Origin of the sequence: Bacillus sp. EB01 (assembly GCF_000613125.1) — a bacterium.
Classification (GTDB): domain Bacteria; phylum Bacillota; class Bacilli; order Bacillales; family Cytobacillaceae; genus Bacillus_D.
In genome coordinates this window covers 192451-207924 of record NZ_HG964497.1, presented here as the reverse complement: position 1 = coordinate 207924, position 15474 = coordinate 192451, and the positions used below count along the sequence as shown (strand labels likewise).

The 15474-nt window shown below is 40.5% G+C and carries 12 protein-coding genes and 1 pseudogene; 10 read left to right on the top strand and 3 right to left on the bottom strand.

All coding sequences use genetic code 11. The annotated features are described in order from the left end of the window. Positions 1 to 19 precede the first annotated feature (19 nt). Together ftsZ and TY16_RS00860 are read left to right on the top strand one after the other, a co-directional pair. Positions 20 to 1282, top strand: a complete 1263-nt coding sequence (gene ftsZ / locus TY16_RS00865) for a cell division protein FtsZ (RefSeq protein ID WP_043929773.1) — start codon at positions 20 to 22, stop codon at positions 1280 to 1282. Positions 1283 to 1747: 465 nt separating this feature from the next. Beyond that, positions 1748 to 3796 (top strand): glycoside hydrolase family 3 protein, encoded by a 2049-nt coding sequence (locus TY16_RS00860; protein ID WP_052342546.1) that lies wholly within the window; start codon positions 1748 to 1750, stop codon positions 3794 to 3796. A 129-nt stretch (positions 3797 to 3925) separates the two neighbouring features. On the opposite strand, the gene TY16_RS00855 is transcribed toward TY16_RS00860, so the two are convergent. Further along, positions 3926 to 4762, bottom strand: coding sequence for a polysaccharide deacetylase family protein (locus TY16_RS00855; protein ID WP_043929772.1), 837 nt, complete (start codon positions 4760 to 4762; stop codon positions 3926 to 3928). A gap of 150 nt (positions 4763 to 4912) precedes the next feature. Here TY16_RS00855 and TY16_RS00850 point away from each other — a divergent pair, with 150 nt between their 5' ends. From TY16_RS00850 to TY16_RS00840, 3 genes are all read left to right on the top strand, one after another. Next, positions 4913 to 6112: a putative glycoside hydrolase gene (locus TY16_RS00850; protein ID WP_052342545.1), complete on the top strand. Its 1200-nt coding sequence runs from the start codon at positions 4913 to 4915 to the stop codon at positions 6110 to 6112. 250 nt (positions 6113 to 6362) lie between these two features. Further along, on the top strand, positions 6363 to 7331 hold the full coding sequence (locus TY16_RS00845; protein WP_043929771.1) for a bile acid:sodium symporter family protein: 969 nt from the start codon (positions 6363 to 6365) through the stop codon (positions 7329 to 7331). 433 nt (positions 7332 to 7764) lie between these two features. Beyond that, complete coding sequence (locus tag TY16_RS00840; RefSeq protein WP_043929770.1) at positions 7765 to 8934, top strand: saccharopine dehydrogenase family protein; 1170 nt, start codon at positions 7765 to 7767, stop codon at positions 8932 to 8934. A 349-nt stretch (positions 8935 to 9283) separates the two neighbouring features. On the opposite strand, the gene TY16_RS00835 is transcribed toward TY16_RS00840, so the two are convergent. Next, positions 9284 to 10237, bottom strand: coding sequence for an LCP family protein (locus tag TY16_RS00835; RefSeq protein ID WP_043929769.1), 954 nt, complete (start codon positions 10235 to 10237; stop codon positions 9284 to 9286). A 309-nt stretch (positions 10238 to 10546) separates the two neighbouring features. Here TY16_RS00835 and TY16_RS00830 point away from each other — a divergent pair, with 309 nt between their 5' ends. After that, a complete protein-coding gene (locus TY16_RS00830; RefSeq protein ID WP_043929767.1) occupies positions 10547 to 11665 on the top strand; it encodes a cysteine desulfurase family protein in 1119 nt (372 codons plus the stop codon). Positions 11666 to 11718: 53 nt separating this feature from the next. Here the strand turns inward: TY16_RS00830 and TY16_RS00825 are convergent, their stop codons facing one another. Further along, on the bottom strand, positions 11719 to 11955 hold the full coding sequence (locus TY16_RS00825) for a SelT/SelW/SelH family (seleno)protein (RefSeq protein WP_081772839.1): 237 nt from the start codon (positions 11953 to 11955) through the stop codon (positions 11719 to 11721). A gap of 365 nt (positions 11956 to 12320) precedes the next feature. Between TY16_RS00825 and TY16_RS00820 the strand changes: the two genes are divergently transcribed. The 4 genes and pseudogenes from TY16_RS00820 (at position 12321) to TY16_RS26755 (ending at position 15415) form a co-directional block, all read left to right on the top strand. Further along, entirely contained in the window at positions 12321 to 12800 is a 480-nt protein-coding gene (locus tag TY16_RS00820; RefSeq protein WP_052342544.1) for a YusW family protein, read from the top strand. Positions 12801 to 13116: 316 nt separating this feature from the next. After that, positions 13117 to 13920, top strand: a complete 804-nt coding sequence (locus tag TY16_RS00815; protein ID WP_043929765.1) for a glycosyltransferase family 8 protein — start codon at positions 13117 to 13119, stop codon at positions 13918 to 13920. A gap of 372 nt (positions 13921 to 14292) precedes the next feature. Next, positions 14293 to 14727, top strand: a complete 435-nt coding sequence (locus TY16_RS00810; RefSeq protein WP_043929764.1) for a DUF5392 family protein — start codon at positions 14293 to 14295, stop codon at positions 14725 to 14727. Positions 14728 to 14947: 220 nt separating this feature from the next. Continuing rightward, positions 14948 to 15415: pseudogene (locus TY16_RS26755) on the top strand (immunity protein YezG family protein). Positions 15416 to 15474: the final 59 nt, after the last annotated feature.

Sequence of the window (15474 nt, the reverse complement as noted above, 5' to 3'; positions counted from 1 at the left end):
CAAAGTAGGGGGACTATATATGCTAGAATTTGAAACCAATATCGATCAATTTGCCACTATAAAAGTAATTGGGGTTGGCGGCGGCGGAAATAATGCCGTTAACCGGATGATTGAGGACGGCGTGCAGGGAGTGGAGTTCATTGCCGTGAATACAGATGCGCAGGCTCTCAACATGTCAAAAGCGGAGGTCACGATGCAAATCGGCAGTTCCTTGACCAGGGGCTTGGGGGCTGGTGCAAATCCCGAAATTGGCAGAAAGGCTGTCGAGGAAAGCAAGCAGCAGATCAGGGAGGCCCTGCAAGGTGCCGACATGGTGTTTGTAACTGCAGGAATGGGCGGCGGAACCGGTACCGGAGCTGCGCCGGAGATTGCCAATATCGCGCGCGAACTTGGCGCACTAACAATTGGAGTGGTGACTCGTCCGTTCACTTTTGAAGGCCGTAAGCGGGCACAAAATGCAGCAGCCGGAATTGAAAGGATGAAGGAAGCTGTTAATACCTTAATCATCATTCCAAACGAGCGATTGCTGCAAATCGTCGACAAGAAAACGCCGATGATTGAAGCGTTCCGTGAGGCGGACAATGTCCTCAGACAGGGTGTCCAAGGCATTTCCGACTTGATCGCTGTTCCAGGATTGATTAACTTGGACTTTGCTGACGTGAAGACGATCATGTCCAACAAAGGAACTGCGCTTATGGGCATCGGAGTGGCTTCAGGCGAAAACCGTGCTGCTCAAGCTGCCAAGAGGGCAATTTCTTCTCCGCTTCTTGAAACAAGCATCAATGGCGCAAAAGGAGTGCTGATGAACATCACAGGAGGCATGAACCTCAGTTTGTTTGAAGTTCAGGAAGCGGCCGATATTGTGGCAGCTGCAACAGATGACCAGCTTAACATGATTTTTGGATCGGTCATCAATGAAAACCTGGAAAAAGAAATCATGGTCACCGTGATTGCGACAGGATTCGATCATGATGAAAAGGAAGCACCGCAGTCGAATACATCGCGCCGACCTAGCGGCATGAATATCAATTCACGTGAGCAATACCAGGCTCAGTCAAGACAGCGGGAGCCCATTGCCTATGCAGAATCGGGGAATTACAACGAAGCCCAAAACTACAGCCAGTCCGGCAGCTTTGGCCAATCGGGAAACTACAGCCAATCCGGCAATCACCGCCATACACCTGCCTATGAAGAGCCTGCGGATTACGAACGGGATACCGATGAGCAAGAAGACTCGCTTGATATTCCATCGTTCTTTCGAAACCGAAGAAAAAGACGGTAAACTAACGAAGAAAAAGGCCAAATCATTGTGATTTGGCCTTTTTAAATGGATAAAAACCAACGTTAATTCGGCTATTTTAAAAGGGAGGAAAATAATTAAAGGAAGCATGGAGACATTAAGAAAAGAAGCCCATGTGCCTGCCTGCAACGATGAGGACAAAATGGGTAACGTCATCAAGTGGAACGGACCGAACCTGCACGTGGTGCAGCATCCTGTATTACGCGGTGAATTTTGTAATCAGGCCGTTGTTGTCTTCAAAAGTATGATTTAGAAAAAAGTTTGCAGCAAATTTAAAAAAATCTTGGTTGAAGCAATGATATTTTCCTTGCTTCTTTTTTATGCTTAATCCAGGGATATAAGATAGTACAGCAAACTCACATTTTTTCATTTTTTTGGATGAATTATCTGCTAAAAAGAAACAGTAAAAATAGTTCGATACTATTTATCATTAAGGAAGTGTTTTTAGTGGATTTAATTCTGAAGAAAATAATTTCTTCCTCTTTAGTTGTATTTTTGACGTTCTCTTTTTTGAGTCCCCAGGTGAGTGGTGAAAAAAGACAACAAACGGTACCGCCTGTAATCGATGCTAGAGTTAAACAGAAATTAACGGTTGATGGAAAGACGTTTAAGGATTTAAACGGGAATGGACAGCTAGACCCTTATGAAAACTGGCAGCTTTCCGATGAGGAACGGGTGCGGGACTTGATTTCTAAAATGACTTTGGAGGAGAAATCGGGATTGCTGCTTATACCAGAATTTCCTAAGTTCCAGGAAGGAAAGCTGGTTCTCCCGAATAAGATGCTTGACCAGAGTACCCGTTATTTTATATTTCGTGAATTCCCTAGTGCAGATGTGATTGCAAATTATAATAACCAGCTTCAGGAAGCAGCAGAGAGGACAAGGCTAGGGATTCCGGCTGTGATTATTTCCAATCCGAGAAATCATGCTTCGACTGCTCCAGATTTACAGGCTCCAGGACAGTTTTCTCACTGGCCAGATCCCTTGGGTCTAGCAGCTACACGTGATTTGAATCTAATTTCGGAATTTGCACGAATTTCTGGAAGAGAGTTCAGGGCTTCAGGTATACGTAAACTATATGGGTACTCAGCAGATGTGTCGACCGATCCAGAATGGCCAAGGATTGATGAAACTTTTGGTGAAGATCCAAGGATTATTTCAGATATCATATTTAGAATTGTTAAAGGGTATCAGGGTGATATCCTAAATGAAAACAGTGTATCCACCACAGTTAGGCATTTCCCAGGCGGAGGAGCGCGTGAAGAGGGGAAGGATCCTCATTTTGAAGAAGGCCGATATAATATTTATCCGACAGAAGGCAGTCTGGTGAGGTACCATATTCCACCTTTCCGGGCAGCGATTGAGGCCGATGCGACGTCAATCATGCCTTATTACGCGTATCCAAGTAATGAAAGTGCGGACCAGGGCTTGCCACGGTTTAGTGCGGAACAGCAGTTTGAAGAAGTTGGCTTTGCAATGAACAGAAGCTTTATTACCGACTACCTCCGCGGCCAGCTTGGTTTCCTTGGCTATGTAAACTCCGATACGAGTGCCGTTATCGACAAAGCGTGGGGGGCTCTAGATTTGCCAGTTGAACAAAGGTTTGCGAAAGCATTGAACTCAGGCACGAATATTTTCTCTGGTGTTGCAAATCCAACTCCAATCATTTCCGCAGTTAACCAAGGATTGGTAAGTATGGATAGAGTAAACCGGTCTGCAACCTATTTGTTGACTGAGATGATGAAGCTGGGCCTTTTTGAAAATCCTTATGTAGACACAAATAATGCTCTTGAAGTGGCGAATGATCCTGCTTCACAAGAACGTGCTGATTTGGCGCATCGCAAGTCCGTAGTCTTATTGAGGAATGACAATAATTTATTGCCATTAACGGATGAAAAAATCCAGGGAGTTAGGCTTTTTGTGGAGATGTTCCCAGCAGGAACGAATGGAGCAGCAACACAAAGGCTTAGAGAAGCAATTCGTAAACACGATAATAATATTACGTTAACAGACAACCTGGAGAATGCAACGCATGCTCTTATCTGGATTATGCCAAAGCAAGACTTATTAAAACGATTCCCTCAGTTGTTAATCGGGCCTGAAACTGAAGTCAGCAAAATTGACAGAATCAATCAAATACAAAAGAGGGTTCCAACGATCACGGCTATCAACTTGAGAAGCCCATGGCTGCTCAATAATGTTGAGCCGAATGCTGTATCTTTTATTGCTACTTTTGGAACGAAGCCAGAGGCATTAATTGATGTTATCCGCGGCAGATTTAATCCTGTTGGGAAACTTCCTTTTACGATGCCGGCCAACCAACAGGCAATCGACAATGAAGTAGGAGATATCCCAGGATTCAGGGAAGATCCGTCCTATGTTTATCGTGCGAAGAGCGGGGATGAGTATATTTATAATTTCGGTCTCTCCTATAATACGGCAAGAAATGAGCGGAATGGCTTCTTCGAAAAATTGAAGGATTTTTTTAGTCAATAAATCAACAAATTTAGTAAAAAAATAACACAAAATTAGCAGCCCCATTTCGTAAAATGTGCGAATGCATAAAAAGTAAGGTTAAAAAACTCAACAGGCCCATCCAGGCCTGTTGAATTTTTAACTCTTTTTTTAATTTGCTCTTTTAGGGACCTCAATCAAATCGGGATCGGCAATGGAATATCCTTTGGATTGCAGCCCTTTGACGATTTCCTCAAGTGCGTCCTTCGTCCACTCGCGATCATGCATTAAAAGGTTTGCCCCGTTGGTGAGGTACGGGCTGCCGACCATGATTTCAGCCAAAGAATCGGGGTTCTGGTATTTCTTCTCCCAGTCATAGCCATACGTCCAGTTCATCAGCATCATGCCTTCCTGTGCGGCAATCTCTTTGGAATAATCCGTATTCATGCCGAAAGGTGCTCTAAAAAAGGCAGGCGAAACACCGGTGATTTCTTTTACCCGTTTATTCAAGCTGACGATTTCCTGCTTCTGTTCCTCTTCTGAAATTTGCGTCAAGTTTGGATGCGAATATGTATGGTTGCCAATGGCAAAGCCCATATCATGGATCTTTTTCAACCTTTCCTCTTCTTCGGGAGTGTCAAGAAAATGCCCATTCACGAAAAAAATTGCTTTTACGCCAAGCCCGTTGAGAATCTCGGCCATTTCAAGCGAATGCTTGTCAGGTGCATCATCGATTGTAATTAGGACATTTTTTTCCTTTGACCCATCCAACCGTTCAATGACCCAATTGGCTTCATTCAATTTATAGACTGGCTGGGTTTCTTCGACAGCTTCCTCCGTGTTTTCCTTAGCAGCCTCTTCAGTTTCTTGAGGTTTTTCTACATTTTCCGTTTCCGTCGTTTCCTCTGAGGGTATAGGTTCTGTGTCTTGGGATTCATTGCTTTGCTTGGCTCCAGCGCATGCGGTAAGCATGACAGCAGCGAGTAAAATAGGAATAAATGATTTCATGCTGATTCCTCCATTATGCTTATTCTAATATCTTCATACCCAATGGGAAAGGGGGGAACACAAATTTCTGCATTTTTCGATGAAATTCGAACAAATCTTGGAGTTTCGTCATTATAATAGAATAAAAGACCTACCAGAGGAGAAATCGACATGAACTACAAAACTCTTATCATCTTATTGGTATCTTTCCTGCTAATAGGGTGTAGCAATCAGGGGAAAAACGTCGGACAGCCACCGCCGACTGCGTCAAGCTTGCCTGAAAAACCAGAAAGTGGATTGGCTAAAAAACCCATGCCTGAACGTTTTAAATCCCCATTTTCATTTGATTACCCGAAAGATGGTGTAAAAGGAATCTATGTGACCGGACCAACTGTGAGCGTTTCAAGGTTTGATGAGCTTCTTAAGCTCGTTGAAACGACTGAATTGAATAGCATGGTCATCGATATTAAGGATGATTTTGGTTTACTGCAATATCAGCCCGAAAAAGGCTCACCATTTGAAGAGATTGGCGGCCCGTACATAAAAGATCCTGAAAAACTATTAAAAACCTTGGAAGAAAAAGAGATTTACCCAATTGCCCGCGTGGTGGTCTTTAAGGACAACCACCTTGCAACACAGAGGCCAGACCTCAGTTTTACCGAAAATGGGAAAGTGTGGAAAAACGGACGAGGCGAAAGCTTTGTTAATCCGTTTATGAAGGAAGTATGGGAGTATAACGTCGAAATTGCCAAGGAAGCAGCCAAAATGGGCTTCAAGGACATTCAGTTCGATTATGTGCGTTTTCCGGAAGGTTTTGAAACAAGGGATAGCTCGCTCAAGTATTCCCAGGGAGATTACAGTAAAGTGGAAAAAGATAATGTCCAAAAAAGAGTCGATGCAGTAACCGATTTTGTCGCCTATGCGAAGAAAGAACTGGAGCCATACAATGTAGATGTCTCGGTTGATATTTTCGGCTATTCAGCCACTCTTCCGGAAGCCCCTGGAATTGGACAGAACTTCTCCAAGATCTCCGCAAATGTGGATGCCATCTCCAGCATGATTTACCCAAGCCACTGGACAAGCTATTTCGGAATTGAAAAGCCTGACCTGCAGCCGTACGAAATCATCAATGAGTACGCTAAGCATGAAAATAAGGTACTGGATGCATTGGAAAACCGCCCGGTCTCAAGGCCTTGGATCCAGGATTTCACCGCAAGCTATCTTGGAGCAGGGAACTATAAGAAATACGGAAAAGCCGAAGTGGAAGCCCAAATCCGTGCCTTGAATGAAAATGGAATCAACGAATTCCTACTATGGAATGCAGCTAACCGCTATACAAAAGGGGTAGACTATACTCCTCTTACACCTTAGATAAGCGCAAGCACCTTCGGAACAACTTTTAACCAGTGTTCCTATGGAAGTTATCTGGAGAAAAGACCGCATAATTTTTTGCGGTCTTTTCTCATTACTCCACATCCGCCTGCGAGGCCAGGTGTTTATTTAATTAAAGGTTAATTCAGAGATAAAAAGTTCATCGTTTTTTATCGAAAATTGTTGTTGATATTTTCTGAAAATAAATTATAATGAAATAATTAATAAAAATACTCAAAGGTGGTTTAAAATGAACACGTTAGCAAGAATTAGTACGGCAGCTGGAAATACGTTTATTTATTGGGTCTTACTATTCACAGCTTTGGCCATGTTGTTTCCATCCGGTTTTACCTGGATTGGCCCCCATATCTCCATACTGCTGGGAATTATCATGTTCGGGATGGGATTAACGTTATCTTTAGAAGATTTCAAGGCAGTATTTAAGCAGCCTCTCGCTGTATTCGTCGGGGTAGCTGCTCAATACATCATTATGCCAGGTACTGCTTATCTCCTGGCTGTAGGATTAAATCTCCCTCCTGAAGTTGCCGTTGGCGTTATTTTGGTAGGCTGTTGTCCTGGGGGAACCGCATCGAATGTTATGTCGTACCTGGCAAAGGCCAATGTTGCCATGTCCGTTGCTGTTTCTTCAGTAGCGACCTTAGTATCACCAATCCTAACTCCAGCACTTATTTATTTATTAGCGAGCCAGTGGCTTCCTGTATCAGGTAAAGATATGTTTCTCTCAACAGTGCAAATCGTTCTCCTTCCTATTATACTGGGTATCGCCTTCAAATGGATTTTGAAGGATAAAGCAGAAGAAGGAGCGAAAATCTTGCCACTCGTTTCTGTAATTGGGATTGTCGGTGTTATATCAGCAGTGGTAGCGGGGAATAAACAAAATATCTTGGAATCAGGTTTGGCCATCCTCGGTGTTGTTATTTTACATAACTTTATTGGATTGGCTTTAGGGTTCTTTATATCCAAATGGTGTAAATTCCCTTACCCCGATCAAAAAGCAATCTCAATCGAGGTCGGGATGCAGAACTCCGGTCTTGCTGCAGCGCTAGCAACTGCCCATTTTTCTCCAATTACAGCTGTCCCAGGGGCTATTTTCTCCGTCTGGCATAATATTTCTGGACCTATGATTGCCACTTACTGGGCGAAAAAAGCGTTAAAAGAAGAGAGAATAAAACAGGAAAATGTGGAACTTGTATCCTAACATGTAGGGAAAAATTTTGAAGGAAGACAACTGACACCAATAGTGTGAGGTTGTCTTTTTTCTATTTATACTGCTACCTTGGTTACGGCCGAAAAACTCTGTATGGAGCTGGATTCAATGGTTTACTGGTTGGTTTTTTATCATGGTGATTCTAGATGGAGCATTAGGCTAAGCGGGCCAATATATCCGCTGTAGCAATGAGAACAGCAGCTTGTTATTTGGTTTGGGGCTGAATAAATACCGGAAGCCTAGCTTCATTATTTCAATTTGGTAAAAAAGTATAGAAATTGGATGTTAATTACATTTATTTTCGGTTAAAGCATACATATTATTATAAATTTAATGAATTTATAATTTAAGTAACTATTAAACTATATATAAGGGCATTGGCAGCGTGGAATTCCATCCGGATTTTTGAAAGGAAGGTGTTAAGATGAAGGTAGCTGTATTAGGATCTGGATTAATGGGAAAAGAAGCAGCACGTGATTTAGTGCAAAGTGTTGGAGTAGAGGCAGTTGGATTGGCAGATATTGATTTAGAGCGTGCACAACAAGTATGCAACCAACTCCAATCATCAAAATTAAAAGCGTTTTCTGTTGATGCCGGGAACTACGACGAGCTGGTAAATTTTATTAGCCAATATGATGTCGTTGTTAATGCACTTTTTTATACCTTTAATGAAATAGTTGCAAAAGCGGCTATTGCTACAGGGGTAAGCTCTGTTGACCTTGGTGGACATATTGGTCATATTACGGATCGCGTATTGGAGCTGAAAGAAGAGGCACTGGCAGCTCATTCGACGATAATCCCTGATTTGGGTGTTGCCCCAGGTATGATAAATATTTTGGCAGGATACGGAGCAAGCAACCTCGATAATGTCAAGTCCATTAAGATGTATGTCGGCGGGATTCCTGCAAGGCCTGAACCCCCGCTTGAATATAATCATGTTTTTTCAATGGAAGGATTATTCGATCATTATACCGATCCTTCATTGATCATTCGCAATGGAGTAAAGCTAGAAGTACCTTCGCTTTCGGAGGTAGAAAAAATCTACTTTGAGAAATTTGGTCCGCTGGAAGCATTTCATACTTCGGGTGGAACCTCCACATTACCATACTCATACCCATATTTAGATGAATTGGAGTATAAAACGATCCGCTTCCCAGGTCATGCGGAAAAATTCAAATTGCTTGTTGATCTTAACCTGACCCGTAATGATTACGAGGTAGACATTAAAGGGCAGCAAGTCAAGCCTAGAGATGTCTTGTTAAAGGTTCTTGGCCCGATTGTGGACTTAAAGGACAAAGATGATGTGGTATTGCTTCGCGTCATCGTCTCAGGAGAGAAAAATGGAGTAAAAACGACGTACGAATATGAAATGACGACATTTAAAGACCGTACAAACAATGTAACAGCAATGGCACGCGCAACCGCAAACACCATTTCCGTCGTAGCACAAATGATTGGCAATGGAACAATAGCTAAAAAAGGCGTCCATCCACCAGAGCTGATTGTTCCCGGAAAAGAATATATCGAAGAAATGGCAAAAAGAAATATTATAATCACGGAAACAGAGAAACAGGATAACCTAATCAAAATTTAATCATTCTCGCACCTTCCTGCTACTATAGCGGGGGGTGCTTTTAAATTTACCTCTTTTGCTGTTCTATTAAGTCAACATCGCTTGTAACCTGCGTGCCATGTCAGGTTGGTTCGATGGTCACACTGTCTCGCCTAATACATATAGTTAACCGCACGGTCAATTTGACTCGTGCGGTTTTTCGATTTTAAGAAGGGGATGGTTTGAGAGTATGTTAGTAAATTAGCTGCTGAATAGAAGAGAGGGCACCCTGATTCTGCGGGCACAATTGACGTACTGCGCAAGTGAGTGCTTGGGCCGGAAAATCAACAGTCACAACTAACTCCCATCAAAAAAATATGGTACCGTATTATCAAGGATTACTTTTTTCTTTTCCTAAAAACATATCAAGAGCTGTTTTGTTTTGTTCTAAGTCCACTTGTAAGACTTCGCCAATTTCTTCATGACGTACATTTGTAAAACTGCCATCTTCAGGAATGCGAATTGATTGTATTTCTCCGCTATCGTTGGACAAAATGTCTTTTCCGATTGTCAAGAGTGTTGGGGTGTCAATGTCTGTATCGATGTATGTACCTAAGAGTCCTAATAGATCAGGAAGCTTTGTGACACTATGCAGGCTTACCACTTCATCCTTTAATTTTGTGATGACTTCTTGCTGTCTTTGAACCCGGCCGAAGTCACTTAGACGGTCTTGACGGAAACGAACATAGCCTAAAAGTTCTTTGCCATTAAGCCGTTGAGTTCCTTTCTCTAACGTCATTTCGATGCCTTCGGACATCTCGTATGGTATGTCTACTTCAATTCCATTGGGCACAAGGAGGTCGACAGCTTTTTCGAATCCTTTAAAGTCGACGATTGCATAATGATGAATATCCAGACCAAAATTCAAATTAATGGTTTGCCTTAATAATTCAGGTCCTCCATATGTATAAGCAGCATTTAATTTATGCTCTCCATGTCCAGGTATGGATACGTACATATCCCGCATAAGAGAAATAAGTTTTATCTCCTGAGTATTGGGATTATAGTGTCCTACCATTATGGTATCGGTTCTAGCTTGTTTTTCTCCCCTAGAGTCACTACCTAGTAGAAGGACATTTACTTCGTCTGTTTTAGTTTTCACCCCATTAAACGAATGAGTTGCTTCAGCTTTTTTAAATGGTTGATTAACCTTTTTTATCGTTCCTTCTATATACTGAACTATCGTAAAAAGGCCAACAAAAAAGATACTTAATAAAAGAAGGGCGGCAACGACTCTCATCCATTTTATCCTTCTTCTCTTTCTTCCCCTTCTTGATCCTTCCATACTTGCACCACCCAGGCTGAAAATATTGATAATAATCAATGAATCAAGTTAAAAAATGGCCATCTCTTTAGTTTCGGATAGGGGGGATCAGAAACTGAAGAAGATACCATCTTTTAAACTTGAAGTAGCCATTATCCCATAAATACATTTCAACTATTGGTATATTAGATTACAATTGTTTAAAATTCTATTAACATTACTGAAAAGTAGATGTTTTATCCCATTTTGGCAGGTATACGAAAAAATACGGGTGGTTATTTAGAGAAAATTCAACTGCTTATGTTATTTGGGGAAAGGGAGAAGTGAAATATGGATCACATTTATTTAGACTACAACGCAAGCACACCTGTGGCACCTGAAGTCATTGAGGCAATGACACCGTTACTCCGAGATTTTTATGGAAATTCGTCCGCACTGCATTGGGCTGGGGCACCGGTTAAGGGCTTTATGCAAAAAGCAAGAGAACAAGTTGCCGGCTTACTTGGCTGTGTTCCTGAGGAAATCATTTTTACGAGCGGAGGGAGTGAAGCGAATAACCTGGCGCTAAAGGGCTTCTTCTTTAAAAATAAGAGCAGAGGCAACCATATCATTACGTCGAAAATTGAACACCCCGCGGTGATGAATCCATGTAAATTCCTTGAGTCAATAGGGGCGAAGGTTACTTATGTAGGTGTAAATCAATACGGGAGAGTGTCACCGGAGGAAATTGAAAAAGCCATTACAAAAGAAACTATTTTGATATCAATCATGCATTCCAACAATGAAACAGGCACTTTGCAGCCGATTCAAGAGATTGGGAACATAGCTGAAAGACATGGAATCGCCTTTCATACGGATGCTTCTCAGTCAGTCGGTAAAGTACCTGTTAATGTCAATGAGTTAAAAGTCGATATGCTGACAATCGCAGGCCATAAACTTTATGCACCTAAAGGAAGTGGTGCGCTATACAAGAGAAAAGGAATTGAGCTGGAACCATTGATTCACGGGGCTGGGCATGAATCAGGGCTCCGGGCCGGAACGGAAAATACCTTATTGGCAGTCGGGCTTGGCAAAGCATGTGAAATTGCTGAAAACCATGTTGGTAATAGGGCTCTTAAGGAACTGACGGATTATTTTTGGGAGAGGTTAAAGCAACAGTTTGGGGATCTCGTTCAATTAAATGGGCATCCGGAAGAGCGGCTGCCTAACACATTGAATGTAAGTTTTGTGAAGAGAATTGGGCAGGATTTGCTTTCCGAAATTCCTCAGTTAGCCGCCTCGACAGGCTCGGCCTGCCATGCTGGCAGCATTGAATTATCGCCGGTTTTAAAAGATATGGCTATTCCGGAAGAGGTTGGAATGGGGGCAATTCGCTTTAGTTTAGGAAGTCAGACGACAAAGGATGAGATTGATCAGGTCCTTCTTTGGTTAAAGGAGGCTATAAATTAAAGCAGAAAGGACAGCAGCTTATTCACGCTGCTGTCCTTTTGTATCATAATGGATTATTGGTGCTTTTCTTTTACAATGTTCAGCACTTCGCCCTCTTCTGGGAAACGGCCTGTTTCCTTTTTAGAGAAAATGTTCTGGCCGTCCACGGATACCTCAAACACGCCTCCAGTGCTTGGGACCAATTCCAACTTATTGGCATTATTTTTAAATTCATTTAACAATTCATCCGCCAGACCGACGGCTTTTGGTAAATTGCCTCAAGCAGTACAATATTCAATACGAATTTCCATTTACCTCACTCCTGAAAAATATTCTGAATCTACTAATAATTATATGTATCTGATTTAGCAACTTTCAAGTTTAATGCTCAACCAATAGACATATAAGTAGATTTATCGATATTGTTCCCTAAATGGCATACATAATAGACTAGGAAAACAAATAGAGCAAAGAATAAACCCTACCGATGGCCGGATACATGCATGCCCAAGGCAAGTGCTGTCTCAAAGATAATCTGCAGGATGCCAAAGTCCGACATATTCTTTTCATGGAAAGGCCCTCCCAGACCATTGTAATGAAAGGTTTGGAATTCTCCCTAACGGATAAAGGCTTATAAAAGAGAAGAGAAACATAGTGGGAAAAGGAGCCGATAAAAATGTACTTTACAAAAACAATAGCACTATTTGCTCTTTCTGCATCAGTCCTGGCAGGATGTAATAATGCTGAAGAGGTGAATCCTCTTCCAGAAAATGCCCCTGCGGAAAATCAGGCAACAGATCCTAACCAGAAACATAATGTTAATAAAATGGATTACCCTTTCACCTCATTCGAATTGGAAGTGGACACCCAAAAAACGTTTGGTGCGATTGATATAAGTTATGAAAAAGAAAAAGATGGTACAGAAGCTTCCTATGTCGACAAAGAGAAGGATGTAGAACTTGCCGGCAATGATGCAATGAAGGAATTACATGAAAACTTTAAATCCTTTACGTTTGATCAATATACTCCTGAAGAGGAGGTTCTCGCACAGGTTTCGAAAGAGTTTAATATACCGGAGAATGTAAAAGAGTTTGAAGTAGAGATTGTATATGCGGATGGAATTGAGAAGGAATATAGATCCCAATCAAACAGTTAACAAGGAATCCATGGCAAATGTGAAAAGGAGTAGGGGCTTTATCCCATCTCCTTTTTCATTTGTAAAAAAACAAATCAATAATGAGGTGGAAAGTTGCAACAATCAGAGCAATTCCTTCTTAAGTGGAGTTGGGGTTGGATTTCATGCAATTATTTAGGTAGGTATGTTACTCTTAATTCATCATTTTCCTCTTCATTAAGGGAATACATCGAAAGGAAATTAGAGAGTTAGATAAATTGAGAGGAGGATGAGTTCAGTATATTTCTGTTTTATATATTCATCTAATAGTATTGTGTAAGGTAGGGAGTCAGAATTTATGAATATTCTAGTCACGTTAAATTCCACTTATTTAAAACCGCTACGCGTTATGCTGAAATCACTTTTTCTAAATAATCCAAGAGAACGATTTACAATCTATTTAATGCATTCGCAAATTGAAGAAGAAAAGTTAAGCCAATTACATAATTACATTGAGGTACACGGTAGCAAGCTTGAGGTAATAAAGGTAGACGAAAGCCATTTCCACGACGCACCGGTCCTTTTGCATTATACAAAAGAAATGTACTACCGGCTGCTAGCTTTTAAGTTTTTGCCTCCGGATTTAGACCGTATCCTTTACCTTGACCCCGATATATTGGTTTTGAATTCGGTTAAAGCCCTTTACGAAACGGAATTCAATGGTAATTTATATGCAGCTGCTTTCCACGATAAAATTTCGGTTAGGGAAATCAATCGTATCCGCCTGTTTCCATACGGAATTGAGGCATATTACAACTCGGGTGTACTGATGATGAACCTGGAGCTACAGCGAAAAGAGATTGACGAACAAGCTATATATGCCTTTGTCGAGAAACACAAAACAAGATTGATTATGCCTGACCAAGATGTATTAAATGCCCTTTATTCAAAAAGAATCCTATGCCTTGATGAAAAGATCTATAATTATGATGCCAGGTTTTATTATTATTATAAAATCAAGACAAACGGGAAATGTGATATGGATTATATCATCAAGCATACAGTATTTATCCATTTTTGCGGAAAGAAGAAACCATGGAAGAAGGGCTATAGCGGAGTATTTCATGCCTTGTATAAATATTTTGAAAAACTTGCCAGCTAAAATAGAAAACTGAATAACACTTTAGAATAATCAACTTAAGACATGGAAAAATTCTATTTGGTAATTATAATTCCTATCAAAATTTAGAATGGGAACATAAAGAATCGGTTAACTGAATGCTGAAGGCCGATTTTTTGACATAAAAATACCGATTTTGTATAATAAAAGTATAAAATAAATACACCTTTAGGGGAGTAGCTTTTACAATAAGGTCGTCAATTCGGAGTTTTAACTCTCGGCTTTATTGGCAACGTACTTTGTTGTTAGCAAGACCTTTACCTGTTTCTCGGGTAAAGGTCTTTTTATTTTCCAAATGAACGAAAGTAAATAACTGCCCTATCAGGTGGAATAAACGAATGGAGGAGTATAGTAATGAATCAATTTTTCAATAATATACCCCGTTACTATAAAAAGGAAATAGAAAAAATTGAAACAATTGTTCAGCCATTGCTAAAGACAGCAACAAGATATTCGGTAATATCGGTCATGTTGCTCGTTTTCTCTATTATAAATCTTATACCTCTTGTGTTATTTGCTCGAAAGATTGAAGGAACATTCATAGCGATAGGTATATACGCTCTAATGGCTGCTGTCGGGGCTGCCCTGAGGAAAGAAGTAAAATTCAAACGAGTTGAAATTCTGAACAAAAGCAATGATTATATGGTTAGAAGAATTGAAAAAAGTACTTTGGTTCCAGAAGATTCAAAAAGCCGATTTATTAAAGAGATTAAAAAGCATCCAAAAATGGGATTGAATGTATTCTTAAATTTCTTAAAAGAGGAAGAAAACTGGGGACAATCGCATTAAAATATATAATATGAGAAAAATGCAATAGTGGGAAAGGCCAAGGTAGAAAATACTATACCAGAAAACATATTTTTCAATAAAAGGCGTGATGAACGCTACCAAATCGAAAATAGTATAATAAAAGACAAAGATATGTGGTAGAGGATCAATAGTAGATAAAATTCATAGCTTGAGATGCTCGTAAATCCTAAAGGGTGGTAATGACTTGGTTACAACGGTTATGGAAGAGAAGTATCAACAAGCAGCAAATTTAATTAACAATACAATTCATGAAGACTGGGAAAAAGTGTACTTGTATAGTAAAGTGGATGATCAATTCAATAGGTTATTCTTCTATTATTATCCTGTGGGAAAAGACATACCAATCTATTATTTTGATATACAAAAGTATTTTGAAATAGACGAAGATGAATTTACACAATTACGGAGAAATTTAAGTAATACTTTTAAAGAATTATAGCTGGAATTTAAACGGAATGGTCAAGAACCGTGGACAAGTGTGAATTTGTACTTAGAAACATGTGGCCACCTAAAACTTGAATATGGATATGACAACCTTTTAGATATTGACCGTTATGTACAGCATGTGATTTGGAAGTATAATTATTTGAATTTGAGAACGGAAGGCAAACGTGCAAAAAAATACTCGACCATTATTGGAATAGAGGTTATTCAAACGAATAAATGACAGCCCCGATACTTATGCTTCGGTTTAAGCATGGCTCAAGAGAGTCATGCTTCTTTTTG

Excerpts from the sequence above, each read along its gene's own strand:
- TY16_RS00830 (WP_043929767.1), top strand. The coding sequence starts at position 10,547 with ATGGATCACATTTATTTAGACTACAACGCAAGCACACCTGTGGCACCT.
- TY16_RS00820 (WP_052342544.1), top strand. The coding sequence starts at position 12,321 with ATGTACTTTACAAAAACAATAGCACTATTTGCTCTTTCTGCATCAGTC.
- TY16_RS00815 (WP_043929765.1), top strand. The coding sequence starts at position 13,117 with ATGAATATTCTAGTCACGTTAAATTCCACTTATTTAAAACCGCTACGC.
- TY16_RS00845 (WP_043929771.1), top strand. The coding sequence starts at position 6,363 with ATGAACACGTTAGCAAGAATTAGTACGGCAGCTGGAAATACGTTTATT.
- ftsZ (WP_043929773.1), top strand. The coding sequence starts at position 20 with ATGCTAGAATTTGAAACCAATATCGATCAATTTGCCACTATAAAAGTA.
- TY16_RS00840 (WP_043929770.1), top strand. The coding sequence starts at position 7,765 with ATGAAGGTAGCTGTATTAGGATCTGGATTAATGGGAAAAGAAGCAGCA.
- TY16_RS00835 (WP_043929769.1), bottom strand. The coding sequence starts at position 10,237 with ATGGAAGGATCAAGAAGGGGAAGAAAGAGAAGAAGGATAAAATGGATG.
- TY16_RS00850 (WP_052342545.1), top strand. The coding sequence starts at position 4,913 with ATGAACTACAAAACTCTTATCATCTTATTGGTATCTTTCCTGCTAATA.
- TY16_RS00855 (WP_043929772.1), bottom strand. The coding sequence starts at position 4,762 with ATGAAATCATTTATTCCTATTTTACTCGCTGCTGTCATGCTTACCGCA.
- TY16_RS00810 (WP_043929764.1), top strand. The coding sequence starts at position 14,293 with ATGAATCAATTTTTCAATAATATACCCCGTTACTATAAAAAGGAAATA.